This window comes from Caballeronia grimmiae (assembly GCF_022879615.1).
Taxonomy (GTDB): domain Bacteria; phylum Pseudomonadota; class Gammaproteobacteria; order Burkholderiales; family Burkholderiaceae; genus Caballeronia; species Caballeronia grimmiae.
Genome location: NZ_CP084276.1, coordinates 309,812 through 334,373, shown reverse-complemented (window position 1 = coordinate 334,373; position 24,562 = coordinate 309,812). Strand labels below are relative to the sequence as shown.

Below are 24,562 nucleotides of genomic sequence, written 5' to 3'. Positions count from 1 at the left end.
ATCAACGGCGCAGACCGATCTCCATCGAATCGATGACTTGCCGGATGACGGCGTGCATCGATTCACGCGTCGCGCCCGGCAAATCCGCCGATGCCGTTTCACCGATCAGATCGTGCAGCGTTTCCTGCACATCCGCCGATGACGACTGCGGCAGCGCCGCCGCAATCACGCTGATGGCCGCCGTGAGGCCGTGCAGCTTGCCGTTGAGTGCTTCCAGTTCGTGACTCATTGCTGTTCCTATTACGGGGGGTTAAACCTGTTCCTGATTCGGATGCGCCTTATGCTTGACGAAAATGGCGAGCCCCGCGATCACCGAAGGCACGGCGAGCAGCGCGAACACCGCCGGCAAGCCGAGCTTCCACGCCGAGAACAAACCGCCCAGCGCCACGCCCGCGATGCCGCCGAAGCGTCCAACGCCGTACATCCACGAGACGCCGGTGGCGCGGCTGCGCGTGGGATAGAACATGGCGGCGAGCGAAGGCATCGACGATTGCGCGCCGTTCATGGTGGTGCCCGCGAGGAAGATCAATGCGCTCACGAGTCCGATACTGCCCATGGCCTGACCGACTACGAAGATGAACGCCGCCGTCAGCAGATAGCCGAGCATCACGATGACATTCGCGTTCCAACGGTCCATCAGCCAGCCCGATGCAATGGTGCCGATACCGCCGCCCAGCGGGAACAGCGCAGTCAGTAACGCGGCGCGTTCGGGCGTGAAGCCGGCTTCGTTCATCAAGAGCGGCATCCAGCTCATCAACAGATAGAAGATCACGAGGCCCATGAAATACGTGAGCCACAGCATGATCGTGCCGACGAAGAAGCGCTTCGACAGAATGGCGCCGACGGAAGTCTTCGCGTGCGTCTCCGCGCGCTCCGACAGACGGAACGACTCGATACGCGACAGATCGAGCGGTGCGATGCGCGCGAGCGGTGCGTGGATACGCTCCTTCGTTGCCCCGCGCTTCACCATGTAGCGCACGGACTCCGGCACCCACAGCATCACGCCGATGACGAGCACCAGCGGCACGATGCCGCCGACGAGAAACAGGCTGTGCCAGCCGAAGTTCGGAATCAGCCATGACGAGATGAAACCGCCGACCGCCGCACCGACCGAGAAGCCGCAATACGTCGTATTGACGATAATCGAGCGGTTACGCGAAGGCGCATATTCCGATACCAGCGTGATCGCATTCGGAATCGCCGCGCCCAGGCCGATGCCGGTGAGAAAGCGCAGCGTAACGAGCGATTCCACCGAGCCGCAAAACGCGGTCGCGAGGCTCATCGCGCCGAAGAACAGGGTGGCGGCAATCAATACCCCGCGCCGTCCGAAACGGTCCGCCGCAGGTCCCGATACCACCGCGCCCGCCGCCAGCCCGAACAGCGCCGCGCTCAGCACGGGCCCCAGCGCCGCCTTGCTGATGCCCCATCCCTTCACGAGCGACGGGCCGATATAACCGATCGCCGCCGTGTCCATGCCATCGACCAGTACGATCAGAAAGCACAGGCCCATCAGCATCCATTGAAAGCGCGAGAACGGATGCGCGTCGATGTATTGCTCGACCACCACGTTCCCGCTCCACGTGTCCATGCGGTTGGGCGCATCCGTCAGCGGCGGAAAGGCCGGCCCCGATCGAAGCTCTGCTTGCGACATAAACAACTCCTCGTTGTGGACGGCGAGTGCCGTCCAGAAGTGCCATCAGGCCGGCAAATGCCGGTTTGCGCGAAGCGGGGGCCCACCGTTTTCGACGTGTTTTTATTATATGTACCTATAATTAATATGCGCAATCGGTCAAAAATAGGGGAAAACGTGAGCGTCGGCTTGCATGGGGATTTTTGGTCGATCAACCTTGTTGCAACGAAAACGCAAGGCACACGCGCATGGACGGCATCGGGAAATATCATCGGGGCGACATAAAGCTCCCGTTGCTGCTCGCGCATCTCGCGATGCTCGTCGCCGGTGCTGCGTTGTGCGGGTCCGCTTACGAGGCCATCGGCGTGACCTTGTTTGTCGCGGGTGCGTTCTTCCTGCTCCTGAGCCGCGTGGACGAATTCGTCGATGTGACGCGGGCAGGCACGTGATGGATGAGGCGGAATGCGTCAGGCGCATGATCGCGCGCGTCACGCGGCGTCAGTCGATGCTGAGCGAGATCGCCCGCGCCAATACAGGCGAGTGGTCGCGCGATGAGCTTCAGCTCGTCAGCGTAGTGTTCCGGCGGATCGATGCAGAAGAGCACGACGTCGAGGACGTCATGCTTGAACTGCGGGATCGGGTGTGTGCTCGGGCCTGAACGCCGAGAGAAGCGGACGCCGGTCGAGCGTGAACTGACCTGGCGGCATGCCGAACGCCTTCTTGAAAATGATGATGAACGCCGTCGCGGACTCGTAGCGCAGCGATATCGCAACTTGCCGAACCGTTGCGCCCTCAGGCAGATCGCGCAGCGCGACGATCAGTTGCAGATGCTGACGCCATCGCGACTGGCCCGTTCCGCGCATGACGAGGCGGCCGAAAGTGCGTTCGCTCATCGCGACGAGGCTTGCCCAATCGGCTTTCGAGCGCCGGTCGCCTGGATTGGCGATCAGCGAATCGCACACCATTCTGAGTGTCGGGTGCGAGAACAGCGGCAAGGACAGATGCTCGACCGGCGTGCTGGTAAGCTGATCGAGCAACACCTGGCCGAAGCGCGCATAACGCGCCTTGTCTTCGAACTTGTCGCCGTTGTCCGCGAGGTGAAAGATCATCTCGCGGACCATCGCGCTGATCGAGAGGATGCAGCAATGCTCGGGCAACGCGAGCGCATCCGGCTCCACATACAACATGATGATTTGAGCATTCGGGCTGGCGTGATTGCTGTGCGGCACATGGCTCGGAATCCACACGCCCGATTGCGGCAACACCATGTGCAGCGCATCCGCGACCTTGCACATCACGCTGCCGCGCAACGCAAACACCAATTGCCCCTTGCGATGCCGATGTGGCGGCTGCTCGCCTTCCGCACCGGGAATGTCCACGCGCCGCTCGGTGCCGTCCACGTGGACGGACCGGATCATGACGCGTTGCCCGCGAGCTTCACCTCGACGATCCGGTCTCGGTAGCGAGCCAGTGTGCCGCGAGGCCGCGTGCGGCTTGATAGGGCGATCAGCGGAGCGGGGCATAGGCGTATTGCAATACGGGCTTGGCTGATTATCCAACGTTGCGCGTTTCACCGCGACCATTTCGTTCTTGTCTCTTTAGATTCGCGCTGACCCCCGTGCTTCCAGTCCGGTCGTCCTTCGTCCACGGCCCGCAGTGTGTTCGCGGTCAGCGTAGGCGCTCCACCCCACAACGGGCATATTTATGCGAAACGCATGAGTTGTCAGAATGGGATCTCGTCGAAATGAAGGGCTGTCTGCCGACGTTTCAGGTGCTTCAACCAGCTTTTGAATTGCTTGAGGTCTTCAAACACAAGCAGATCTGCTTCCAAATCACGCATGCTTTGCTGAAGCCCGACGATGTCATCCGAGAGATTGCGCAAGACGGTCCCGGGAGTTACTTCAACGAATGGAGGAACTCCGTAGGCATGCCTGAAGCCGGCCTCGACGTGCAGAATTTCCTGGTCCAGTTCGCCAAGCTGCTCCCTGAGGATCTTGTGTAATGCTTTAGTCGATCTTCGCTGATGTCATTGATGGCGCGCTGGTCGATGTGCTCGAGCTCCAGTTGCAGTTCCAGCAGTTTTTAGAAGATCGTTTTTGCCGTAAGCCTGGTTGGCCCGCTGCATCAGCCCGGTCTTGCGTTCGCGCTCCTGAGGATCCGCTTCGCGATCGGGATGTAAATCGCTGGCGAGTTTTCGATAGAGCTCGCGGATAGTCTGGCTCAACTCTGCCTGCTCTGCTTCCTGCTCGGCTTGCGCGGCGAGGTGTTTTGCCGACTTCTTCCGTTTGGCGCGTCGCGCTTCCCGAGCCTGATTTGCGGCGGCTTCCTGCGATTGCTGCTCTTCCATTCTGGCATGCGCGCGGTGCAAGACTTCGTCGGGCGAACTCATGTCGATGTCGTCACCCAGTTCAACGCCGAGCATTGCCTCGAGCGCGAACTTCATATCTTCGAGTTCGGCCGCCGCATCGCTGTCGTAGTCGGATTGGCTATGTCTGTTGTAAATGACTTTCAACTGCGAATCATTGCTTTCTTCGATGAGATCGCGGGCCAGGCCGCCGATCAGCTCTGAGATGGTGCGCCGCTCGCCCTTGGTCAGTCCTTTCTCGTCGAAGGCACCATCGAGCGGATAAACCATCTTGACGTGCAGGTGCGTCGATTGCCGCTCGAGAGGCAATAGCTCGTCGACGTACTTTTTCTGAAACGCCGGCATGACGGCCTCCCAAGCCCGCAGACGATTACGGCGCTTCTCGATCTGTCTGATCAGGGTGTTGAATGCCTTCTGTCCCCTGGACAGGCTAGCCTGGTTGTGGCCCGGCGCGATGCTGACGGCCTGGCGGATCGCCTTGGTCATGAGAGAGCTTCCGTTTGTCGCGGGAGTCGGAACCAAGGCGATATTTTAGCCGGATGCCGGCTGCCCAAGCGGGTGTGTGGTTCGAAGTTTGAAGGGCAGCAGATCACGGACATCGGCATCAAGCTCGCGTCACGGTACGGCCGCATCGGATCGCGGCGCACTGCGTGAATGTCGATCCCGTTGAGCAGCCAAAGCAACTGTTCGGTCGTCAGCTCGATCTCCGCCTATTACCGACGTGGCCAGACGATAGTTCCGGACGTCCCTGTTATAGCAGGACGGCTTGTTGCAATAGCTCCAACGCTTTCAGTTCGTCCAAGCGACCGGTGCGTGCTTTGCCGGCGAGCGTCTTCAAGAGCGCCTCTGCGATCGGTGCGATTCCATCAAGACCGGCTAAGCTGGCTCCCGAAGTGGCGGAGGTTTGCGTGGCTGTAGGCTTTGCCATCGAGAATGCGGGCAGGGACTCCGCCGGTGCGGCGATGGCTGCTGGCGTTCCTGGCTCGGCGCGTTCGACGAAACCGTCGTCGCGGGTGACGGATGAACTGATGATGTTTTCATTGTGAACGCGTGCTGCGCTGTCTTCCTCGCCCGCCGCATCGGCTGAGAATGCTTCACTGTTCGGGTCGCTCGCAGAGCTGGGCAGGGCGCGGTCGATTTCGCCGGTCGCGGCAGCGGCTTCAGTGTCCTCATACGGTACCGCAGCGGTTGGCGCGGGTGCTTGGCCAGGCGCACGCACGCGTGATGCGGGCGCCAGCAGCAGCGCGACTGACTCGGGAATGTCGGCTTCGGAGCGAGGCGTGTCGAGCCAGCCCGCCGGCAGACCAAGCCCCTCGGTGAAGCGCTCGGCTTCAGCATCATCCATGCGCTTCTTTCCGTGCAGTCGGTGCGCCATATTCGATCCGCTCAGACCCAAGACTGCGCCGAGCTTGACCTTTGAACCGTTGCGTGTAGTGAGAACGTGAAGATTGGCCTGCCTGATCCTCTCTACTGTTGCACCGCCATTTGCTTGGGCCTGCTTCCGCCCGGCCGCTTGCGTCAATGGGTGCGGTTTGGGCGACTCTCGTGCTCCGGAAGCGTGACCGCTTGCCAGCTTTGACTTTTGGGCGCGGGTCTTGGGCGCGCCCGACGCTTCTTTCGAACTCTTAGACGGCATTGTCGTGTCCTCGGGCAAACTACTGGCAAGCAGCGAAGGCTTCTGCGCACTTGGAAGGACGGGTGCGTCCCCGAGGTCACCTTCATGGCTGATCTCGTCCGGATGGACAAACTTGAGCGGCACCTTCAGGCGCGCAATCGTCTCCGACGAAAGAAGTGGATGAGATTGGTCGAAAAAGCCGGACGGTAGTCCGAGCGTAGTTTCCATATGGAACGCGGTCTCGGGCGTGAATCTCTCTCCTCGGAGCAGTTCTGCGATCCGGGCCAAGCTGGACTCCAGTGCCAAAGCAATATTCTCTGCGCCGACCGCATCGACGAGGAATTTCAACGAACGAGTCTTGATAACGGACGCCTGCGCGGCCCCGTCGTCACGCGCTCTTGAAGGAGGTTGGCCTCGCGCCGCGCGATTGGGGCTCGTCAGGTGATGAGCTTGGCGCCGACTGTTCGGCTTGGCCCGATATCCCGCATTTAGTCCGCGGGTTTGACTCATAGTAGAGCTCCGGTGCAATGCTTGAATTTCGACACTTCGATTATATGGGTCAAAGTCAATACCGAACGCTTGGCGCTGAAGGCAGCGCGCGCCGCTGCACACCGGCGCCTTCGACAGGTTCCGCCGACCGACTTGTATTCGCGGGCGCTGTCAGCCTACTAATTGCCGATTTACTTTCCGTGTCGTAGCAGGTGCGATCGACTCGTGCATCGCCGGTGTTGATCGGCCTTCTGCGTCAGTGCCGGGCGGCGGCAGAGGTGAGAGGCGAGGTGCGCCCACTCGTGGCAAAGCGTTTAAGCCTTTCCCGTGCACCAACATGAGCGTACCGTGGTGCGGCCGCTAGTTGGCGATCTGCCTCCCGCAGCACCGCTTCAAACAAGGGCAAGTCAGCGGGATCAAGTGCCCATATGCGCTCTGTTTCAGCGCGCTGCAGCCCGCGCTCCAAGGCCGATTCGGCGCGCGCATAGGCGAGCACGTCCGTGTCGCCGTACCCCGCATCTTGCACAAAAAAAGTGACGTAGACCAGCTGGATGAGCTCGTTGAAAAGATACGCGGATCCGGCGCCGTCGCGACAGGCCGCGAAGGTCAAATGATTCGACAACGCAACGGTTTGCGCCGCTGACGGTGGCAGGGGCAGCAACATCTCCTTGCTTAGAAATCTGCGAGACGGCGAACGAGAAGCTTGCGAGCGAGGGCGGCGAGAAGGCATCTGCAAAAGGAGAACGAAAGGAGCCTGCGTTCAATGCGTGCCCTGGAATGATAGCGGGCCGCGAGAGGTCACACTGTGGTGTGCGCCTCGCTGGCGCGCGGAACGGTAGCCGACTTATCCGGCGGCGTTGAGCGGCGACGAGCGATGTGGCCAGATGGCGGCCACGAAGAGACCGGGACCTACTGCTGTTCGGCTTACGCCCGAGAGTGGAAGAAATCGAGGCGCCTTATTGCGCCGAATTGCTTGCGCGGCTCCGCTCACACCGGGGCCAGGAAGCGTTGAGTGCACCGTATCTCGGCCGAATGAATGTTACCGCATTCATCCTGTCACTCAGCGTCCTTGTACGTTCCCGAATCTGCGCGCTTTGAGTCTGCTACCAGTTCCTTGAGTGCTTCAATTCCCGCGTCAGTGAAGGCAGTGATGGAGATGATCTCGTCGGGCGGCACGTCAAGATCGGCTATTACGCCAAGGCAGCCATCCTCCGGTTGTAAGTTCACATTGGCCAGTGCGTCAAGCCATTCCTCCGGTTCATTGAGCATCTTGGCCACGCAAGAGATGGTGTAAACGTGAGATGGCGCCGACATAGCATCCTCCGGTTTCGTGGCAGCTTGGATTCTGGCCGAGACGAGGAAAATCAGCGCGAACATCGCTCCCGAATGCGACGCCATCCGTTGCGTGCCCCGATCGCATCCGCAAGGATGGCCACGTATTCGTCATGGTCGACGCGTCCATCAGGAGGCAACCCATGCTCTTCATGGCGTCTCAAGGCCGCTCGCCGCGCCGCTTCTCCGCGAGCGACAAGAGGATCCGGCTGTATGCTTCACAAGCATAGGCGAACGTTTCTCGCTTGCCAAAGGCAATGTCGAGCGGATTCGGACAAGTTCGGCGTTCTGTGAGGCCGATCGCCGAGCGGCGGCAGTTGTGCAGCACGTGGGCCGCTTCATGCACGACGTAATCAGCAAAGGGATCGGTATCGCGAAAGAAGGCCGGGGAGACGTAGCAGGTGGTGTCCTGACTCGTGCCGACAACACGAGCCGACTCCTCTCGCAGCGGAGTGGCGCCCAAACTGTCCAGATAAATGCCAGCGACTGTCCATGCGGTCGATGGCCAAGTCTCCTTAGTTAGTACCTGCACAATGTTGTTCGGCGTGAGGACGACGATGCCTGATACGAGGGTGCGGAAAATGAGCTCCCGTTCGGTGGCGGAAAACAGGACGTGTACCATGGGCTTGAGCTTGTCATGAAACCACGGCAACGTCGGCTCAAACACGATTCTCGCTTGGCCGAAACCCCTCGCGCATAGCAGAGTGTCAGCGATGAGAGCAGCGCGCAGTTGCTGACTGGCGTGCGAAGCAGTGTCAGTGACAGCCTTCCCCGGCCATCCCACGAAGAAGCTGTCGTATTCTCCGGTCTCTAGGTAGTGTTGAACCTGCATTTCAACCCATCTTGCAGAACCGACCGTCGGACTGGCCACCTAAGGCTCACTTGTGTATCGTGGAACGGCACCACCGGCGCGTGGAACCGGCAGACCAGATCGCCGGATGGGCACCGAGCGAAGATGCGACGCGTTGACATGGATTGCGCCAGCATCGAGGCGGTCGATTCGCGGGCGCTACCACGGTGCGCAGTGGTCGATCTCGTAATTAGGTAAAGGGTATCAGGACGCGATCGGCGCGTCAGCAACGATGGGGTCGGGAACGCCCGCTATGGCCGACAAGCGACCCTAGCCTCGTCTTGCGCCTACCGGTCTGGACAAGTTAAGAGGACTTCCGGACCACTGGCATGCGTTCACCAATCTCGATCTAGCTCTTCCGGGACGAGGGATGCGGGAGATAGATCTCGTAATCGTCACAGAAGATCGCTTGCTACTTGTGGATTTAAAGGATTGGTTGGGCCCCATCTCTAGCCGCCACGGCAATTGGTTCAATGGAGAGCGCGACCATGGTCGGTCGCTTGAGCAGGAGCTTGGCGTTCGCTTAATCCACCGTTCAACCAGGGCAAGCGGACTTACCCCCGACGCCTTACACACACTACGCACTGGCCGTTCTTCAGGGGGGAAGAGCATCATATGATCAAGATTGGGGGGCGGTTTCTTTGCTCAAGCGCGGAGGGGATTCGTGAAGCGTGTCTCGAAGGGGTTGGCATCGCCCTCCTTTCCTATTGGGACGTGGCCGACGGAATATCCTCCGGCGCTCTGAAGATCGTGTCCTTGACAGATGCCACCCCGCTTGACCTCCCTATTTGGGCACTCATGCCAACCTCGAGACACGTGCCGCTGAGAGTCCGTCGGTTCCTCGACTGTCTCGCGACGAGTTTGAATGCTCATGATCCGGCTCACGAATGGCTGGGTCTGAACGAAAAGTCGAGCAGTCTAGGAGACGTTGAAACAAACGCCCATACACCCTAGGAAACTCGTCGCATGTACGTCGGCAAATTGGTGTTTGGAAGCAGTGCAAATGACTTCAGGCGCTGCATACGTTGAGGTACAGACAGTCTTCACTGCCCGACACGTTCACGCCGTCAAACGTCTGCACGCACGATGACGCGTATGCGGTAGCGGTCTTCGTTCCTTGCCACGCTAGGGCTGGCCGCGGTGGTGCCCACCGCAATGAGCCGACTGGCGGCTGAGCGAACGGTATGCCCTGGAAGACCGCGCCGGGCGCATCGGCTGGCCGGCTGCCTTGCAAGGCCCCGTCGGCAACGGTTGCGACCGGTGGACCACTGCTGTCATCGGGTCCTGACGAGCAGGCTGCGGCTGCGATTGAGAACGCCAGTCCCACTGCTGTCCATCTCTTCATCGTCTCCTCCCGGCTTGTTGGTTTCGGCTTGAGCGGCCAATCGTTGTGTCCAGGCTGGGACTCCGTAGTCTCCTCGCTCAGGCGCTGGATTTGTCGCAGTCTAGGGGGTGCTTTGTTCGATCTCGATATCGGAACTAGCGTCACGGCGATAGCTTCTTGCTTAAAGGCTCACTCTGGCGCGCTCCCACCCATGCGCCACTGCTGGATGCAAGCGTCTTAGGACCCGTCGTTTCGATACTCGCCCGAATAAGCAGAAACTTATGGCGAATGCAGACTTTCAATAACAACGCGTAGTAAACCGGCCATACACTCATTCCCAACGACTCGCGGCCCAAAGCCCGATGTGGCCACCACGGTCATCTGCGTCTGCGGAACGGCGCGAGCGTCTATACGACAGATTGGAGACTCGAATGAAAAATCTGATGTTCGTCGGCACTGCCGCCTCCCGTCCCGATGCACTGGGCACCCTGTTCGCGCTGCGTCCCGGCGGTGAATGGGAGACCGTCGAAGGCATTCCGAGCGATGTGTCCGTGCAGGCGATCACCCAGCATCCTCAAGATGAGGATTTGCTTTTCGCCGCCGCGCGAAAGGGCGTCTATCGCTCGTCCAATGGAGGGCAATCCTGGAAGCGCCTGGAGGTAACCGACGAAGCGGTTCAGTTCTGGTGTGTCGTCGTCAGTCCGCATGATCCGGACACACTCTTCGCGGGCTCCGCCCCCGTCGGTTTCTATCGCAGCGACGACCGCGGCGAGACGTGGAAGAAATGCAAGGCGGACTATCCCGAGCGCTTCAAGATTTCCTTCGGTGCATCACGGGTGATGCGCATCGCCTTCCATCCGACCGATCCTGCGGTCATGTACGCGGTCAGCGAGATCAATGGCTTTCTGCTGAGCGAAGACGGAGGCGAAACGTGGCGTGGCGAAAACGACGGTCTCGTCGCGCTCTCGAAGCAGCCCCATCTGAAGAGCAAGATCGAAACCGATGACGACGCCGAAGGCATGTTTGACGCGCACTCGGTCGTCACGACGCCCGCCGATCCCGACGCCCTTTTCTACATCTGCCGGCTCGGGATATTTGAAAGCCGCGACAAGGGAAAGACGTTTCGGGACATCGAGGTCGGCAAGTTCGCGCCTTTCGCCTATACGCGCGATTGCCGCTTCGTCGCGGGGTCGCCCAAGAAGATGTACGCGTGCTTAAGCATCTCGTCGCGCAGCACGGCGGGCGCGCTGTACGGCAGCAACGATCTCGGCAAGACGTGGTATCGCGCGGACGCTCAGGTCGATCCGCAAAGCACGATGCTCGGCTTCGGCGTGCATGCGACGGACCCGAACGGCATCGTTACTGTGACGCGCGGCGGACAAGTCTTCTACACGCTCGACGGCGGCGCGAACTGGACCGAGAAGCGCCTTCCCCAACAAGCCGGCGACGCGTTCTGCGGCGCCATTCTCTGAGCGACGGGAGGCAAGTCCGACATGGCAGAAAGACTCAACGGCGTCATCCGCGCACTCGAAACCGGCCGACGCATCGCTTTCACGTCATTCATCCAGGCTGAAGTGGAGAACGCGGTCAGCTTCGCGCAATCGGCGAACGATGGCGTCGTCTTCGAAATGGAACACACGCCGTGGGACATTCGCGCGCTGCGTGAGGCGATGCAGTTCCTGCTGCTCCGGCAGAAGGTCGCGCAGGCGGGTTCCGTTGCGTGCCAGATGACGCCACTGGTGCGCATCCCGCCGAGCGGCAGCGAGATGAATCTGTGGTTCGCGAAGCAGGCGCTCGATCTCGGCGCATACGGCATCGTGTGGCCGCGCATCAGCACGCCCGAGGAAGCCTACAACGCGGTATCAGCATGCCGCTATCCGAGACTGAAGAGCGCGCCGCTCTACGAACCGGCCGGCTTGCGCGGCGATGCGCCGATGCCCGCCGCGCGCTATTGGGGCGTATCGCAGCAGGAGTACTACAGGAAGGCCGACGTATGGCCGCTTGCGCCCGAAGGCGAGGTGCTGGTTGCGTTGATGATCGAGGATACGTCGGCGATCGAAAACATCGAGGAGATCGTGAAGCGCGTGCCGGGTATCGGCGTGTTGCTGATCGGCGAAGGCGACCTCACGCAGGAACTCGGTTGCCCGCGTCAGTACGACAACCCAGAGCTGCTCCGTATGATGCGTCACGTGCTTGAAGTCGGCAAGGCATACGACATTCCCGTTGGCCATCCGCATGTGACAGGGCAGAACGTCGAGCGCGTGATCGAGGACGGATATCGCTTCTTGATGACGTTCCCAAAGCGCGATTTTTCTGCGCTGGAAAAAGGCCGCGAACTCGCGAGCCGCTGATCGCCGCGACACATACGGAGCAGACATGACAGACAAACTGTCCATCGTGCTGGGACGGCACGCTCAGGTTGCGGACTTGCGCAACGGCGTAGTCGAGGTCGATGGTTATGCGCTCGACTTCATCGACATCAAGCGCATGCCGGACGCCTATCGCGCGATGGCGCGCAGCCAGCCCTACGACATCTGCGAAATGGCGCCGACATCGTATCTGATGGCCGTCGCCGCGGGCGCGCCGATCACAGCGCTTCCGCTGCCGATGACGCGCCGTTTTCGCCACGCAGGGATGCAACGGCCGATAGCGTCGCCGATACGCGAACCCAGGGATTTGACGGGACGGCGCGTCGGCGTGCGCGCCTATTCGGTGACGGCCGCGGTATGGACGCGCGGCATCCTCGCCGATGAATACGGCCTCGAAAACGACAGCATCACATGGTTCACCGAGGAAGACGAGAACGTCGAAAGCTTCATCCCGCCGTCCAATGTGCGACGCGTCGAGCAAGGCAAGTCGCTTGCGGGAATGTTGCGCGACGGTGAACTCGATGCGGCCTTTGCGGGGCTCGCGGGCGCGGGGGATGATGCAGGTGAACTCGTCGACGTCGTGCCCGATGCCAAAGCGATGGAGCAGGACTGGTATCGCAGAACGGGCATCTATCCGCTGCACGGCGTGATCGTCGTGAGAAACGATGTGCTCGAACGCTATCCCGAGCTCGCGCTCGCGTTGTTCGAAGCGTTCACGTCGGCGAAGGAGAACTATCTCGCGCGCGTGCGTTCGGGCAGCGCGGCGAACGCGGAAGACAGGCGCTATCTCGCGCTTGCCGAACTCGTCGGTGATCCGCTGCCGTATGGGTTAGCAGAAAACGCACAGTCGTTCGAGGCGCTCGCGCGCTATGCATATCGGCAGAAGCTGATACCGGAATTGCCGTCGCTAGAATCGGTTGTCTTCGACCCGCGCACCAACGCGACCGCGCAAAGGAGGCGCGCATGAACGCGACAGAAACCATCCACCTGAGCACGATGCTCGGAACGTATCCGAAGACGAAGCCGCTAAAAGAAGGGCGGATTCGCTCGCCGCTCGTCACGCTGGATATCGCACCGGTCGATACCGCGCAGAAGGCGTTCAAGGACGTCGTGCGCGGCCTGAAGTACGACGTGGCCGAACTAGCGATCATCACTTTCTTGCAGGCGTATGAGGCGGGCAAGCCCTATCGGTTTCTGCCCTTCGTGATGAACGGCATGTTCCATCACAAGAGCATCCTGTGCCGTGCGCAAGACGATCTCGAACCAGATGCGCTCGCCGGCAAGACCGTCGCCATGCGCTCGTATGCGCAGACTACGCCGACATGGGTGCGCGGCATCCTCTCCGACGAATACGGCCTCGACTTGCAAGGCGTGAAGTGGCTGAGTCAGGAAGGCGCGCATGTCGCCGAATATGCGGACCCGCCGTGGGTCACGCCGCGGTCTGCGGCGCGCGGCCTCGAAGAGATGCTGCTCGCTGGCGAGGTCGACGCGATCATCGCGGGTGGTGCGTTGTCGGGCGATCCCGGCATTCGCACGCTCATCGACGAGCCGAAGGAAGCCGCGTTGGAATGGCATCGACGCACCGGCGTCGTGCCGATCAACCATATCGTCGCGATAAAGGAGGACGCGCTCAGAATGGGCGACGAACTCGTGCGCGAAGTCTTTCGCATGCTATGCGAGAGCCGGGCAGCAAGCGGCGATCAGGCATCGGCGACGGGCGTGGACTTGCAGCCAGTCGGCTTCGACAAGCTGCAGACCTCGCTTGAGACGGCGATTCGGTACGCCTTCGAGCAGAAGCTCATTCACAAGCGTTATGCGGTCGAAGAACTGTACGGAAGGGTCGCCGGGATTCTTGGCTAGCACGGGTAAAAACGAAGGAGACGGACTTGGCCTCACCCATCAATGGCATGTCGTTTGTCAGACTCAGTGCGCCGGATCTCGGCCGCATGCAGGCTTTCCTGGAAGACTTCGGGATGGTCCTCGCGCACCGCGACGCGAAGCGCCTCTATATGCGCGGCGTCGGCGAAACGCCGTTCCTGCATGTCACCGAACTCGGCGCTCCGGGCGTGCTCAGCTTCGGGTATGAATTGCGCGACGATTCCCTGCTCGATGACGTGGCCCGGCTACCCGATGCGCACGGCATTGAAACGCTCGATGCGCCCGGCGGCGGCAAGCGCGTGCGCGTGCGCGATCCGAACGGATTCTGGCTCGAACTCGTCGCGGGGCAGCAGCGCGTGAGCCCGCTGCCTCCACGAGTCGTCGTTCGCGGGCCGGACGGAGACAGCCGCGCGCTCGGTGCTGCGCGCGTGGTTCGCATCGCTCATACCGCGTATGCGACGCCGAATCTGCCCGAGGCCATCGCGTGGTATCAGCGAACGTTCGGGCTTTTGCCGACCGACGAGCTCTATGTCGGCTCGCCCGACAACGTGATCGGCCAGTTCGATCGCGTGGATCACGGCGACGCGCTCGTCGATCACCACGTGATCTTCCTAATGCGTGGTCAGCGTGCTGGCATGCATCACGTGTCGTATCAGGTCGAGGGTGTCGACGACATCTTCTTCGGCTATGACCACATGACGCGCGGCGAGCACGATCATGTTCGCGGCATCGGACGTCATGCGCTCGGCAGCCAGATCTTCAACTACTGGATGAGCCCGTTTGAGCAGATGCACGAGCACTGGGTTTCGCACGAAAAGATGAATGCGTCCAGCAAGTTCAACCGCATTCAAATCGGCGAAGGCATGAGCTACGACACCGGCGAGCGTCCGCCGGAACGCTTCGTGAAGCAGGCGACACCCATCGTCGCGTGGAACGCCTGACGGGTCCTTTCAACCACAACGACACGAATGAAGCAATGATCATCGATTGCCACGGACACTTCACGACGGTGCCGAAGGCGCTGCACGAATGGCGGCGCCAACAGCTCGAAGCCCCAGGCGGCCAGTACGCTGCTTCGCTCGCCATCTCCGACGACGAACTGCGCGAAGCGCTCGAAGGCGGGCAGCTCAAGGCGCAACGAGAGCGCGGCCTCGACATGACCCTGTTCTCGCCCATCGCGGGTCAGATGGGCCATCACCTCGGCACGCTCGAACACAGCATTGCGTGGTCGACGGTGGCTAACGACGTGATCCATCGCGTATGCGAGCTTTATCCGCAAAACTTTACCGGCGTGTGCCAACTGCCGCAATCTCCGGGCGCGGACCTCGGCGCATCGGTGCGTGAGCTTGAACGCTGCGTGACCGCGCTGGGATTCGTCGGCTGCAACTTGAACCCTGATCCTTCGGGCGGATACTGGACCGACAAGCCGCTCACCGACCGCATCTACTATCCGCTCTACGAGAAGATGGTCGAACTCGACGTGCCCGCGATGATTCACGTCAGCAGTTCGTGCAACCCGTGCTTTCATCACGTGGGCGCGCACTACTTGAACGGCGACACTACGGCGTTCATGCAGTTTCTGCTCGCGCCGCAGTTGTTCGAAGACTTCCCGACGCTGCGTTTCGTGATTCCTCATGGCGGCGGTGCGGTGCCGTATCACTGGGGGCGTTATCGCGGTCTCGCGCAGGACATGGGCTTTAAGACGCTCGATGACGGTCTCATGAACAATCTCTTCTTCGATACCTGCGTCTATCACCAGGCGGGCGTCAACCTACTGACGGAAGTCGTGCCGCACAAGAACATCCTGTTCGGTTCGGAGATGATCGGCGCGGTCAAGGGCATCGATCCGACCACGGGACATCACTACGACGACACGCGCCGCTACGTCGCATCGACGCCGAATATGTGCGACTGTGACCGCCAGCATGTGTTTTACGACAACGCGCTTGCCGTCTATCCGCGGCTCAAGACGAAACTCGCCTGACTTCATAAGGGATAAACGCAAATGGACCTGGGTATTGCGGGTAGGAAAGCGCTCGTATGCGCATCGTCGCGCGGATTGGGACTTGCATGCGCAACGGCGCTTTCGCGCGAGGGCAGCGAAGTGTGGATCAACGGCCGGCACGCCGATGCCCTCGACACGGCCGCCGCGCAAATCGAAGCCGCGACGGGCAGGCGGCCGCATGTGATCGTCGCGGATCTCGCGACGGAAGCGGGGCGCGCCGCCCTGCAGGATGCGTGTCCCGCGCCGGACATCCTCATCAACAACAACGCGGGACCGGAGCCGGGCAAGATCGCCGACTGGTCCCGGGATGACTGGCTTGCGGGCGTGGAAGGCAACATGCTCGCGCCGATCTTCCTCATCAAGCACTACGTGCCGGGCATGCGTGAGCGGCGCTTCGGGCGCATCGTCAACATCACCTCGGCGATGGTGAAGTCGCCAAGCGCGACGATGGGCCTGTCGGCCGCGGTACGCGCGGGTCTTACGGCGTTGAGCAAGTCGGTGCAGCGCGATTCGGTCGTCGATAACGTGACCATCAACAACATGCTGCCCGAGCGCTTCGATACGGATCGTCAGCGTTATATGGCGGATCGCATGTCGAAGAAAGAGAGCATCACGGTCGACGAAGCGAAGAAGCGGATCGCTGCGACCATCGCTGCCAAGCGTCTTGGCGATCCCAGTGAATTTGGCGACGCGTGCGCGTTTCTTTGCAGCGCGCAAGCGGGCTTCATCTCCGGGCAGAATCTGCAACTCGATGGCGGCTCCTACGCGGGTCTCGTATAACAAGGAGAATATTTCGTGAAATACGCGAGCTTTAGTATTGATGGACGCGCGAGCTACGGCATCGTCGCGGACGATGGCGTGATCGATCTCGGCAAGCGCATCGGGGATCGCTATCCGACGCTCAAGACCTATATCGCAGCGGGGTTGCCGCCCGCATCGGAGATCGGAATCAACGCAACCGACTACGCATTGGCCAATGTGAAATTGCTAGCGCCGATCACCGACCCGACGCATATCTGGTGCCTCGCGCTCAACTATCCCGAACATCACAACGAGGTGCAGGCCGCCGGGCGCGTACAGGAGTTGCCGAAGTCGCCCGCGCTCTTCTCGCGCGCCGTCGATTCGCTTGTGGCGCACGATGAGCCGTTGCGTCATCCGCAAGTCAGCGAGCAATTCGACTTCGAAGGCGAACTGGTCGTCGTCATCGGCAAGGAGGGGTTTCAGATCAGCCAGGAAGACGCGTTCGACTACATCGCAGGCTACACTGTGATGAACGAGGGCAGCGTGCGGGACTGGCAGTTCCACACGAGGCAGATAACTCCGGGCAAGAACTTCTATAAGAGCGGCGCCATCGGACCGTGGATCGTCACAAAGGACGAAGTCGCCAACGTTGATGCGCTCACCATCAGAACGACGCTTAACGGCGAGGTCATGCAAGACGAGTCCGTCAGTGCGATGGTGCACAAGATTCCGCGCTTCATCGAATACGTGTCGAGCATCGCGCCGCTCTATGCGGGCGATATCCTCGCAACGGGCACGCCGAGCGGGGTAGGATTCTCGCGCAAGCCGCCGGTGTTCATGAAGCAGGGCGACGTCTGCGAAATCACGATCGAAGGCGTCGGTACATTGCGCAATCGCGTAGGCGGCGAATAGCGTTCACACTGTACAGGGTCGCGATGGGAAAGATCGAGCGGACGATCGTCGAGGACGAAGCGAACGACGTGAAAGACCTGCAGGCCGTACGAGACGGCTCGGAACTGCCGAGCCTCTGGCAGCTTCGCGTGTTCGAGACCGTTGCGCGGCATCAGAGCGTCACCCAGGCATCGCAGGAACTGCTGCGTTCGCAGCCGGCCACGACGTCGTCCATTGCAGCGTTCGAATCGTCGCTCAACGTGACCCTGTTCGAGCGCTCGACCACCGGCACGTGGCTCACACCGGTCGGGGTCGCCGCGCTCGTGCGCGACAAGCGCATCCTGCTCGCAGCGGAGGAAGCGGTGCTGCTGCTCGGTAGCACACGGAAGGTGTCGGCACTCGCGCTGGCGAGCAGCATCACTCGCACGCAGATGCGCTGTCTCATCGCTATCGAGGAGCGGGGCTCGTTTCGCGCGGCGGCGCGCATGTTGGGTATTACGGAGGCTTCGCTGCAGCGCGCCGCGCGCACGCTAGAACAGAACCTCGGCGCGCAGTTGTATCGACACACCGCTTCTGGCGTGACGACGACCGAAAGTGGTCAGGCATTCGCACAGCGGCTCAAGCTCGTGTGCAACCACATCGCGGCGCTGGTGGAAGCGGTCGGCGCGTACGAATTTCCGAAGGAACGTTCAGTCACGGTCGGCGTGTTGCTGCTGGATCCGACCATTTTGATCGTCAACGCGATTCGCGCGCTCGGCGCGCAGTTTCCCGATACGCGCGTCACCGTGTTATCCGGCACGTATCAGGCGTTGCTCAGCAAGCTTTCTCGCGGCGAGATCGACTTCATGATTGGGCTATTGAAAAAGCCCGAGCAGTCCTTCGATTTCGTCGAAGAACCGTTGTACCGCGAGCGATATTTCGTCGTGTCGAGCCGGCATCATCCGCTCACGCGCCAGAACGCGCCGTCCGTCGAATCGCTACGGCAATATCAATGGGTTTTGCCGCCTAAGGGGTCCCCGCGCCGCGAGGCGTACGAGAATCTCTTCGCGGAAGGGACGACGCCGCCGGCGAGCATCGAAACTTATTCGCTCTCGACCATCCGCATCACGCTCGCCGATTCCGACATGCTGACTATCCTGAGCTGGACGGAAATTCTGAGTGAACGGCGCTTCGGATTTCTGGCGCCGCTCGCGCTGGACGTGCCGTGGATGGGGCCGATGTTCGGCATCACGACGCGGCGCGACTGGACGCCCAACGACATCCAGGCTGCGTTTCTCGCCGATTTGAAGAAGAACGCGGCGGCCATTGCCGGCGATCCGCTAGAGAACTGAGCGGCGCTTTATCTCTCGCATGCGGTGGCGCGGTATGCGGGATAGTTTGGTATCCGTAATATATAACGAAGCTCGACGGAGACAATCATGCTTCAGGCGCAAACCGGGCGCAGCCCGTTTCAGAATCAGACCACGCTCTCCAACAATCAGCGCATGCTGCTCGGCCTCGTCGGCCTCGGCAGCATGCTCGAGTTCTGGGACGCGTTCCTCATCGGCTTCACGATGGCCTTCCTCATCAAACCATGGGGACTCACCTACGGCATCATGGGTGCGGTCCTTCTGGCATCGGGCGTCGGCGCGATCATCGGCGGCGTGGTGTGGGGAAAAATCGCGGACCGCTTCGGACGCAAGCCCGTATTCGTCGTGTCTTTGCTGCTGCTCGCGGCAGCGAGCATCGGACTTGCGTTGACGCCCGACAAGGGCTGGATGTACATGGCCGCGCTACGCACGGTGATCGGCTTCTGTTCGGCGGGCTACTTCATTCAGATCGCGCTGGTACAGGAGTTCACGCCGCCGAAGCGCCGCGGCATGCTGACGGGCATCGTCTCGGCCATTACCACGGGCGGTCTCTTGCTCGGCGCATTCAGTGGGGCGTGGGTGATTCCGACGATCGGATGGCGCTGGACGTTCGTGCTCGGCGCTGCGCCCGCTCTCATTGCCCTGATCGGCGCCTATCGCATTCCCGAATCGCCGCGTTGGCTTGCGCTGCAAGGCCGCCACGATGAAGCTCGCGGCGCAGTGTGCTGGGCGTTGGGCAACACCGCGTTCGAACTCGACAAGGAAGCGCCGCATCCCGTGCCTTCGCATAGTTGGTTCGACATCCTGCAATGCCCGCGCAGCGTGTTGACGACCACGCTCGTCAATGTGGGCCTCATTTCTGGCTACTACGGCATCGTCCTGTGGGCGCCGACGCTCATGTCGCAGATTCAGTCGTTTTCTCCGGTGTTGGCATCGAAGGTGATGATCGGCTTCAGCGTGCTCGGCATCATGTCCCGACTCGCGGCCGCGGCGCTCGCGGACAAGGTGGGACGCAGAAAGACCGGCGGCGGATTCGCGCTTGCGGCGGCGGTGGCCCTGCTCGTCGCGGGATACGTCGGGCATGGTGACCTTTTTTCGCCTACATACTTCTGGCTGCCGCTTCTGCTTGCGTTCGTTTTCGCGGACGGCAGTCTCTCGGTGTGCGCCGCTTATTCGACGGAAATCTGGCCTTCGCGTCTGCGCGGCACCGGCTCGGGTTTCGCCGGTCTTGCCGGTTCGGTCGGCAAGATTCTCGGACCGATGGGCCTCGCATTGACGGCGGGATCGAGCAATGTCGTGATGCCGTCGGCGACGGTCTCCGTCATCGTGCCCGCGTTTCAGTTCCTCGCGTTTTGCCTGTGCGTGTGCGGCGTGACGTATCTCACGATCGGCATCGAAGCGCGCGGCAAGTCGCTCGAAGCGCTCGATGAACCCGCGAGCGAACCGGCGCCCGTGCTCGAAGGATCCAGGCAGCGGGGATAGCGCGCACGCGCCGGCGACACAGCAAAAACATATGGCGACGGCGTGTTTCCGATTGGGCCTGCAAGCACGGTCGCCATAGACTGAATTCAACGATAAAGGAGACACCATGAAGCGCCTGCGACTCGGCATGATCGTGCCGTCGTTGAACACCATCGCGGAGGATGACTTTCGTGCGTTCTGTCCGCCCGGCGTGTCGTATCACGTGCATCGCACGCGGTTGCGTAAGGAGGACGGCCGCGTGACGATGGACAGTCTCACGCGCGCGTATCTCGAAGCTATCGATGATGCGCAGTTGCTGAAGGATCTGTCGCCCGATGCGATCGCGTTCAATTGCACGGGCGCGAGCGTCGCGCACGGCAGCGGCTGCGACGTGGCACTCGCCGCGCGCATGACCGAAAAGCTCGGCGTGCCTTCGACCAACACGATGGTCGCCATCAAGGACGCACTTAAGTTCGTACACGCCGAAGCGATCCTGCACGTCTGTCCGTTCGGCGACGAGTTCTCGCGCGTCGAGCGTCAGTCGCTCGTCGATTCTGGCCTCGACGTGCAGCGCACGGTATCGCTCGGTTTCACCGATGCGAAAGTCGCCGCGCTAATGGAGCCGAACCAAATCGCCGAGACCGTGAAGCAGCGCGTCGACGAGAACACGCGTGCGCTGCTGCTCTCTTGCGCCAATGTGCGCGCCTTCGAAGCCGTACAGGAACTGGAGGACGCATTGAACATGCCCGTCGTCACGAGCAATCAGGCGATGTTGTGGGGCGCGCTTCAGGCAGCAGGCTGGCGCGGCAACATTGTGGGCGCCGGCAGACTCTTCAACGGCAACTGACACGTCCATCGATACGTATATGCAGATAGTAGACGCACAAGTTCACGCCTGGTCACAAGGCGAATCGACGGGACATCATCGGCGCACGCCTATCGACGCGGAGGCGCTGAAGGCCGAAATGCAACAGGGCGGCGTGGATCGCGTGGTACTTGTACCGCCGTTATGGGACCCGAGCGGCAACGCTTATTCGCTCTCGCTGGCGCAACAAGAACCCGACCGCTTTGCAGTGATGGGCCTTCTGGATACGGCGCCGGAGAACGCGGCGGAGCGAGTGAGGCATTGGCGCGACCAGCCGGGCATGCTCGGCATACGATTTCTCTTCAACACGAAGGACCGCATTGCGCCGCTGTTCGAAGGACGTTTCGACGATGTATGGCTGGTTGCGGAAGAAGCCGAGCTCGTCGTCGCGTTACTGATTCCGGGTGCGCTCGCGAACGCCGGTCAGATCGCGGAGCGGCATCCGCGCCTGAAGGTGATCGTCGATCATCTCGGCGTGCCGCGCGGCGCAACCGGGCCGGCCGCATTCGAGCACTTGCCGGAGCTGCTTGCGCTCGCGCGTCATCCAAACGTGTTTGTGAAGGCGGTAGGCGTCGGCGACTATGCGTTGGATCCCTATCCGTTCCATTCGCTTGGCGAGACGCTGCGGCGTATCGTCGATGCCTTCGGCCCCGAGCGCGTGATCTGGGGCAGCGATCTTTCGCGGCTGCATCATTCTTATCGCCAATGCGTCACGCACTTCAGCGAGAATCTGCCTTGGCTTTCGCGCGAGGATCGCGAACGGATCATGGGCGGCAACATCACGCGTTTGTTGCATTGGCAAGCCGTTTAATAGCCGCTAGCCACGACTTTTAGTGTTTGATAGAAAGCAGGACGGATCGAGCCGAAGCATATCGGCCATCTCACAGGAGACGACGATGTTCACCGCAGGAAGCTGGCCTTGCATCATCTTGCTGTATATCTACGGCACCGTGGCGACCTCGCTCGTTACGCAGTCCGTGCCGGTCATCGGCGATATTGCGGCTTACTTTCACCTTTCGCATGCGGCCTCGGGCTGGGTGATTTCGATTCCGTCGCTGATTACGGCGCTCGGCGCGTTGTTCGCGGGATGGCTGGTCGACCGCATCGGCGACAAGCGCGTGATTCTCGGCGGCGCCATGTTCGCGTTCGTCGGCAATCTCGGCGTGGTCTTCGCGCATGACCTGACCGCGCTCTTCGCGAGCCGCCTGCTCGAAGGCGTCGGCTATCTGTCGCTGACGGTCGGCGCGGTGACGCTCATCATGCGCACGACGAGCGGCGCGCGCCGCAGCATCGCGCTCGGGCTGTGGACGTCGCATACGGCGGTGGGCATCGGGATGACGCTGTCCATCGTCGCGCCGCTCGCCCAACGCGGAGAGATGTGGCGGTGGGCGTTCGGCGGACACGCGATCCTGATGGCCGTGCTCGTCGCGCTGGCCTTTCTTTTGCCGCGCAAGCACGCGGACGCGCAGGTCCGGCGTCTTTCCGACATCTGGCTCGTGCTGAGAAGCCGTGCGCCGTATCGCGTCGCGCTGGCGTCGGGCGCTTCCGCGTTCATCCAGACCGGCGTCATGGCTGCGCTGACCGTGTATCTCGCCAAACGCTTCCAGATTTCCATATCAACCGCTGCGGGCATCGGCACGCTCGCCGAAGTGTTCGTCGCGATCGGCTGTCTTTCGGTCGGGCATCTGCTAAAAGCGGGCACGAAGACCTGGATGCTCGCGCTCGGCGGCGGCATCGTGATGCTCGCGGGCGGCATCGTCATGTATCTGCCGGCGACATCGCTCGTCGGCGCGGCGATTGCAGTATGCGCGTTCTCGCTCGGCATCGGCACGGTGAACGGCGCCATCTGGACGCTCGTGCCCGGCGCGGCGCCGACGCCTGCGACGCTCGGCGCGACGAGCGGACTGGTTTCGCAGGCGACTTATCTCGGCGTTCTGCTCGGGCCGCCCGCGATCTTCGCGACCTTCTACGAAGGCGGCTGGTCGGTGCGCGTCACGCTCGTCGTGATTGCCACCGTTCTGCAACTCGCGCCGATACTGATGGGCGCGAGATCGAAACACGCCGACGAAGCTCCTTCGGGCGACGTTCAAGCGCTCGCGCATCGCTGAACCGCCGCACACACCATCCAAAACCTGACGATGCTAGTCATCTCCGGCGACATCGCCGGGCGGCCGGCGCGCGTCCGAAAATAACGCGACAAGAAGCGAGTGACACAAGGAGACTGAAGATGAAGGAGATCACGCAACGTTTCAAGGCACGCCCCGCGCGCGCCATGGCTGGTATCGCGGGTATCGCCATCGGGCTTTCGATCGCGGGAACCGCGTATGCGCAGAGCAGCGTCACGCTGTACGGCGTGCTGTCGACGACGCTCGAATTCGTCAGCAACGCAAAGGGCAATCATCTTTACGCGCTCTCCAACGGCGGCATGATGCCGCCGCGCTGGGGCTTGCGCGGCGTCGAGGATCTCGGCGGCGGCACGCAGGCGATCTTGACGCTCGAGAACGGCTTCAACATCACCAACGGCGCCATGCTCGGCGGGATGTTTGGGCGGCAGGCGTACGTCGGCTTGAACAATAGAACCTTCGGCACCGTCACGCTCGGGCGCCAGTACGAGGAGATGACGAACACAATGTGGTTCGCGACGTCGGCAAACGTGTTCGCGGGCTACGGCGCGCACATCGGCGACAACGACAACATGTTCTTCACGAACCGCTTCAACAACGCAGTGCGTTATGCGTCGCCGAATGTCGCGGGTTTGAGCGCGGCAGGCAGCTTCGCTTTTGCCAACTCGACGCAATTCTCGAACAACGACGGCTACAGCGGCAGCGTCACCTATGCGCACGGACCGCTCAAGGTTGCCGCGGCGTTCACGCAATTCAACCGGCGCAGCAACGCGAATCCGTCAAATCTGACGAGCGGCGCGGTGGACAGCACCGGCTGGGGCTTCAGCTCGCCATTCGTCACGAGTCCAGGTGGCGCAGGCACGGATCAGCAGCGCATTATCGGTGTTGGAGGGACCTACGACTTCGGCTGGTTCAACGTACTTGGTAATTACACCAACGTGCTGTTCAATTACTCAGACTCTACCGGGCTACGCCTGCAAAATGCCGAGGGTGCGATTTATAAGTACTTGCGACCCGACTGGGAAGTAGGCGCGGCGTACGTCTACACGCACGGTGACTATTCAATCGGGCGCTCGACGCACTACAACCAGATCGACGTCGCATCGCATTACTTCCTGTCGAAACGTACTGACCTATTTCTCATCGGCATCTATCAGCGCGCAAGCGGGCCAAACGCGTTCGCTCAGATTTACACGACGAGCCCTTCATCCGGTAAGAACCAGACACTTGTAGAAGCCGGCATGATGCATAAATTCTGAGCGTCAATCGTACAGG

General features: G+C 61.4%; 25 protein-coding genes and 2 pseudogenes. 18 read left to right on the top strand and 9 right to left on the bottom strand.

All coding sequences use genetic code 11. The features are described from left to right. Nucleotide 1: 1 nt before the first annotated feature. Nucleotides 2-229 carry a hypothetical protein gene (locus tag LDZ21_RS30105; protein ID WP_244797826.1) on the bottom strand — a complete coding sequence of 76 codons (228 nt, stop codon included), beginning with the start codon at nucleotides 227-229 and terminating at the stop codon, nucleotides 2-4. A gap of 21 nt (nucleotides 230-250) precedes the next feature. Continuing rightward, nucleotides 251-1,651 carry an MFS transporter gene (locus tag LDZ21_RS30100; RefSeq protein WP_244797825.1) on the bottom strand — a complete coding sequence of 467 codons (1,401 nt, stop codon included), beginning with the start codon at nucleotides 1,649-1,651 and terminating at the stop codon, nucleotides 251-253. Between the two features lie 227 nt (nucleotides 1,652-1,878). Here LDZ21_RS30100 and LDZ21_RS30095 point away from each other — a divergent pair, with 227 nt between their 5' ends. Together LDZ21_RS30095 and LDZ21_RS30090 are read left to right on the top strand one after the other, a co-directional pair. Continuing rightward, the gene (locus LDZ21_RS30095; RefSeq protein WP_244797824.1) at nucleotides 1,879-2,079 is read left to right on the top strand and encodes a hypothetical protein; all 201 of its coding nucleotides are present in this window, start codon (nucleotides 1,879-1,881) and stop codon (nucleotides 2,077-2,079) included. A gap of 26 nt (nucleotides 2,080-2,105) precedes the next feature. Continuing rightward, on the top strand, nucleotides 2,106-2,288 hold the full coding sequence (locus tag LDZ21_RS30090) for a hypothetical protein (protein WP_244797823.1): 183 nt from the start codon (nucleotides 2,106-2,108) through the stop codon (nucleotides 2,286-2,288). On the opposite strand, the gene LDZ21_RS30085 is transcribed toward LDZ21_RS30090, so the two are convergent. From LDZ21_RS30085 to LDZ21_RS30060, 6 genes and pseudogenes are all read right to left on the bottom strand, one after another. After that, nucleotides 2,248-3,048 carry an AraC family transcriptional regulator gene (locus tag LDZ21_RS30085; RefSeq protein ID WP_244797822.1) on the bottom strand — a complete coding sequence of 267 codons (801 nt, stop codon included), beginning with the start codon at nucleotides 3,046-3,048 and terminating at the stop codon, nucleotides 2,248-2,250. The genes LDZ21_RS30090 and LDZ21_RS30085 overlap by 41 nt on opposite strands. A gap of 305 nt (nucleotides 3,049-3,353) precedes the next feature. Beyond that, nucleotides 3,354-4,481, bottom strand: a pseudogene (locus LDZ21_RS30080) (J domain-containing protein). 265 nt (nucleotides 4,482-4,746) lie between these two features. Beyond that, nucleotides 4,747-6,120, bottom strand: a complete 1,374-nt coding sequence (locus LDZ21_RS30075) for a hypothetical protein (RefSeq protein WP_244797821.1) — start codon at nucleotides 6,118-6,120, stop codon at nucleotides 4,747-4,749. A gap of 235 nt (nucleotides 6,121-6,355) precedes the next feature. Further along, complete coding sequence (locus LDZ21_RS30070; RefSeq protein ID WP_244797820.1) at nucleotides 6,356-6,763, bottom strand: hypothetical protein; 408 nt, start codon at nucleotides 6,761-6,763, stop codon at nucleotides 6,356-6,358. A gap of 392 nt (nucleotides 6,764-7,155) precedes the next feature. Beyond that, complete coding sequence (locus tag LDZ21_RS30065; protein ID WP_244797819.1) at nucleotides 7,156-7,476, bottom strand: hypothetical protein; 321 nt, start codon at nucleotides 7,474-7,476, stop codon at nucleotides 7,156-7,158. Nucleotides 7,477-7,591: 115 nt separating this feature from the next. Continuing rightward, the gene (locus LDZ21_RS30060; RefSeq protein ID WP_244797818.1) at nucleotides 7,592-8,263 is read right to left on the bottom strand and encodes a hypothetical protein; all 672 of its coding nucleotides are present in this window, start codon (nucleotides 8,261-8,263) and stop codon (nucleotides 7,592-7,594) included. 313 nt (nucleotides 8,264-8,576) lie between these two features. Between LDZ21_RS30060 and LDZ21_RS31510 the strand changes: the two genes are divergently transcribed. Then, on the top strand, nucleotides 8,577-8,900 hold the full coding sequence (locus LDZ21_RS31510; protein WP_404980721.1) for an NERD domain-containing protein: 324 nt from the start codon (nucleotides 8,577-8,579) through the stop codon (nucleotides 8,898-8,900). Then, nucleotides 8,864-9,235, top strand: a pseudogene (locus LDZ21_RS31505) (LysR substrate-binding domain-containing protein); the annotation flags it as partial. The gene LDZ21_RS31510 and the pseudogene LDZ21_RS31505, both read left to right, overlap by 37 nt. Nucleotides 9,236-9,290: 55 nt before the next feature. On the opposite strand, the gene LDZ21_RS31500 reads toward LDZ21_RS31505, so the two are convergent. Next, nucleotides 9,291-9,626 carry a carboxylesterase family protein gene (locus tag LDZ21_RS31500; RefSeq protein ID WP_309774825.1) on the bottom strand — a complete coding sequence of 112 codons (336 nt, stop codon included), beginning with the start codon at nucleotides 9,624-9,626 and terminating at the stop codon, nucleotides 9,291-9,293. Between the two features lie 410 nt (nucleotides 9,627-10,036). On the opposite strand from LDZ21_RS31500, the gene LDZ21_RS30055 reads away from it, so the two are divergent. From LDZ21_RS30055 to LDZ21_RS29990, 14 genes are all read left to right on the top strand, one after another. Beyond that, complete coding sequence (locus LDZ21_RS30055; protein WP_244797817.1) at nucleotides 10,037-11,077, top strand: WD40/YVTN/BNR-like repeat-containing protein; 1,041 nt, start codon at nucleotides 10,037-10,039, stop codon at nucleotides 11,075-11,077. 21 nt (nucleotides 11,078-11,098) lie between these two features. Then, nucleotides 11,099-11,956: an HpcH/HpaI aldolase family protein gene (locus tag LDZ21_RS30050; protein WP_244797816.1), complete on the top strand. Its 858-nt coding sequence runs from the start codon at nucleotides 11,099-11,101 to the stop codon at nucleotides 11,954-11,956. 25 nt (nucleotides 11,957-11,981) lie between these two features. Continuing rightward, nucleotides 11,982-12,941, top strand: coding sequence for a substrate-binding domain-containing protein (locus tag LDZ21_RS30045; RefSeq protein ID WP_244797815.1), 960 nt, complete (start codon nucleotides 11,982-11,984; stop codon nucleotides 12,939-12,941). Further along, a complete protein-coding gene (locus LDZ21_RS30040; RefSeq protein WP_244797814.1) occupies nucleotides 12,938-13,834 on the top strand; it encodes a phosphate ABC transporter substrate-binding protein in 897 nt (298 codons plus the stop codon). Before LDZ21_RS30045 ends, LDZ21_RS30040 begins: the two co-directional genes overlap by 4 nt. Before the next feature lie 26 nt (nucleotides 13,835-13,860). After that, a complete protein-coding gene (locus LDZ21_RS30035; protein WP_244797813.1) occupies nucleotides 13,861-14,793 on the top strand; it encodes a VOC family protein in 933 nt (310 codons plus the stop codon). Between the two features lie 35 nt (nucleotides 14,794-14,828). Next, nucleotides 14,829-15,836 (top strand): amidohydrolase family protein, encoded by a 1,008-nt coding sequence (locus LDZ21_RS30030; protein ID WP_244797812.1) that lies wholly within the window; start codon nucleotides 14,829-14,831, stop codon nucleotides 15,834-15,836. 21 nt (nucleotides 15,837-15,857) lie between these two features. After that, entirely contained in the window at nucleotides 15,858-16,637 is a 780-nt protein-coding gene (locus tag LDZ21_RS30025; RefSeq protein WP_244797811.1) for an SDR family oxidoreductase, read from the top strand. Nucleotides 16,638-16,652: 15 nt separating this feature from the next. Next, nucleotides 16,653-17,510: a fumarylacetoacetate hydrolase family protein gene (locus tag LDZ21_RS30020; RefSeq protein ID WP_244797810.1), complete on the top strand. Its 858-nt coding sequence runs from the start codon at nucleotides 16,653-16,655 to the stop codon at nucleotides 17,508-17,510. A 23-nt stretch (nucleotides 17,511-17,533) separates the two neighbouring features. Further along, nucleotides 17,534-18,820, top strand: coding sequence for a LysR family transcriptional regulator (locus tag LDZ21_RS30015; protein WP_244797809.1), 1,287 nt, complete (start codon nucleotides 17,534-17,536; stop codon nucleotides 18,818-18,820). Between the two features lie 87 nt (nucleotides 18,821-18,907). Continuing rightward, on the top strand, nucleotides 18,908-20,320 hold the full coding sequence (locus LDZ21_RS30010; protein WP_244797808.1) for an MFS transporter: 1,413 nt from the start codon (nucleotides 18,908-18,910) through the stop codon (nucleotides 20,318-20,320). Between the two features lie 106 nt (nucleotides 20,321-20,426). Next, nucleotides 20,427-21,146 carry a maleate cis-trans isomerase family protein gene (locus LDZ21_RS30005; RefSeq protein ID WP_244797807.1) on the top strand — a complete coding sequence of 240 codons (720 nt, stop codon included), beginning with the start codon at nucleotides 20,427-20,429 and terminating at the stop codon, nucleotides 21,144-21,146. Between the two features lie 19 nt (nucleotides 21,147-21,165). Next, the gene (locus LDZ21_RS30000; RefSeq protein ID WP_244797806.1) at nucleotides 21,166-21,975 is read left to right on the top strand and encodes an amidohydrolase family protein; all 810 of its coding nucleotides are present in this window, start codon (nucleotides 21,166-21,168) and stop codon (nucleotides 21,973-21,975) included. Between the two features lie 85 nt (nucleotides 21,976-22,060). Then, nucleotides 22,061-23,272: an MFS transporter gene (locus LDZ21_RS29995; protein WP_244797805.1), complete on the top strand. Its 1,212-nt coding sequence runs from the start codon at nucleotides 22,061-22,063 to the stop codon at nucleotides 23,270-23,272. A 119-nt stretch (nucleotides 23,273-23,391) separates the two neighbouring features. Next, a complete protein-coding gene (locus tag LDZ21_RS29990) occupies nucleotides 23,392-24,546 on the top strand; it encodes a porin (RefSeq protein WP_244797804.1) in 1,155 nt (384 codons plus the stop codon). Nucleotides 24,547-24,562 lie beyond the last annotated feature (16 nt).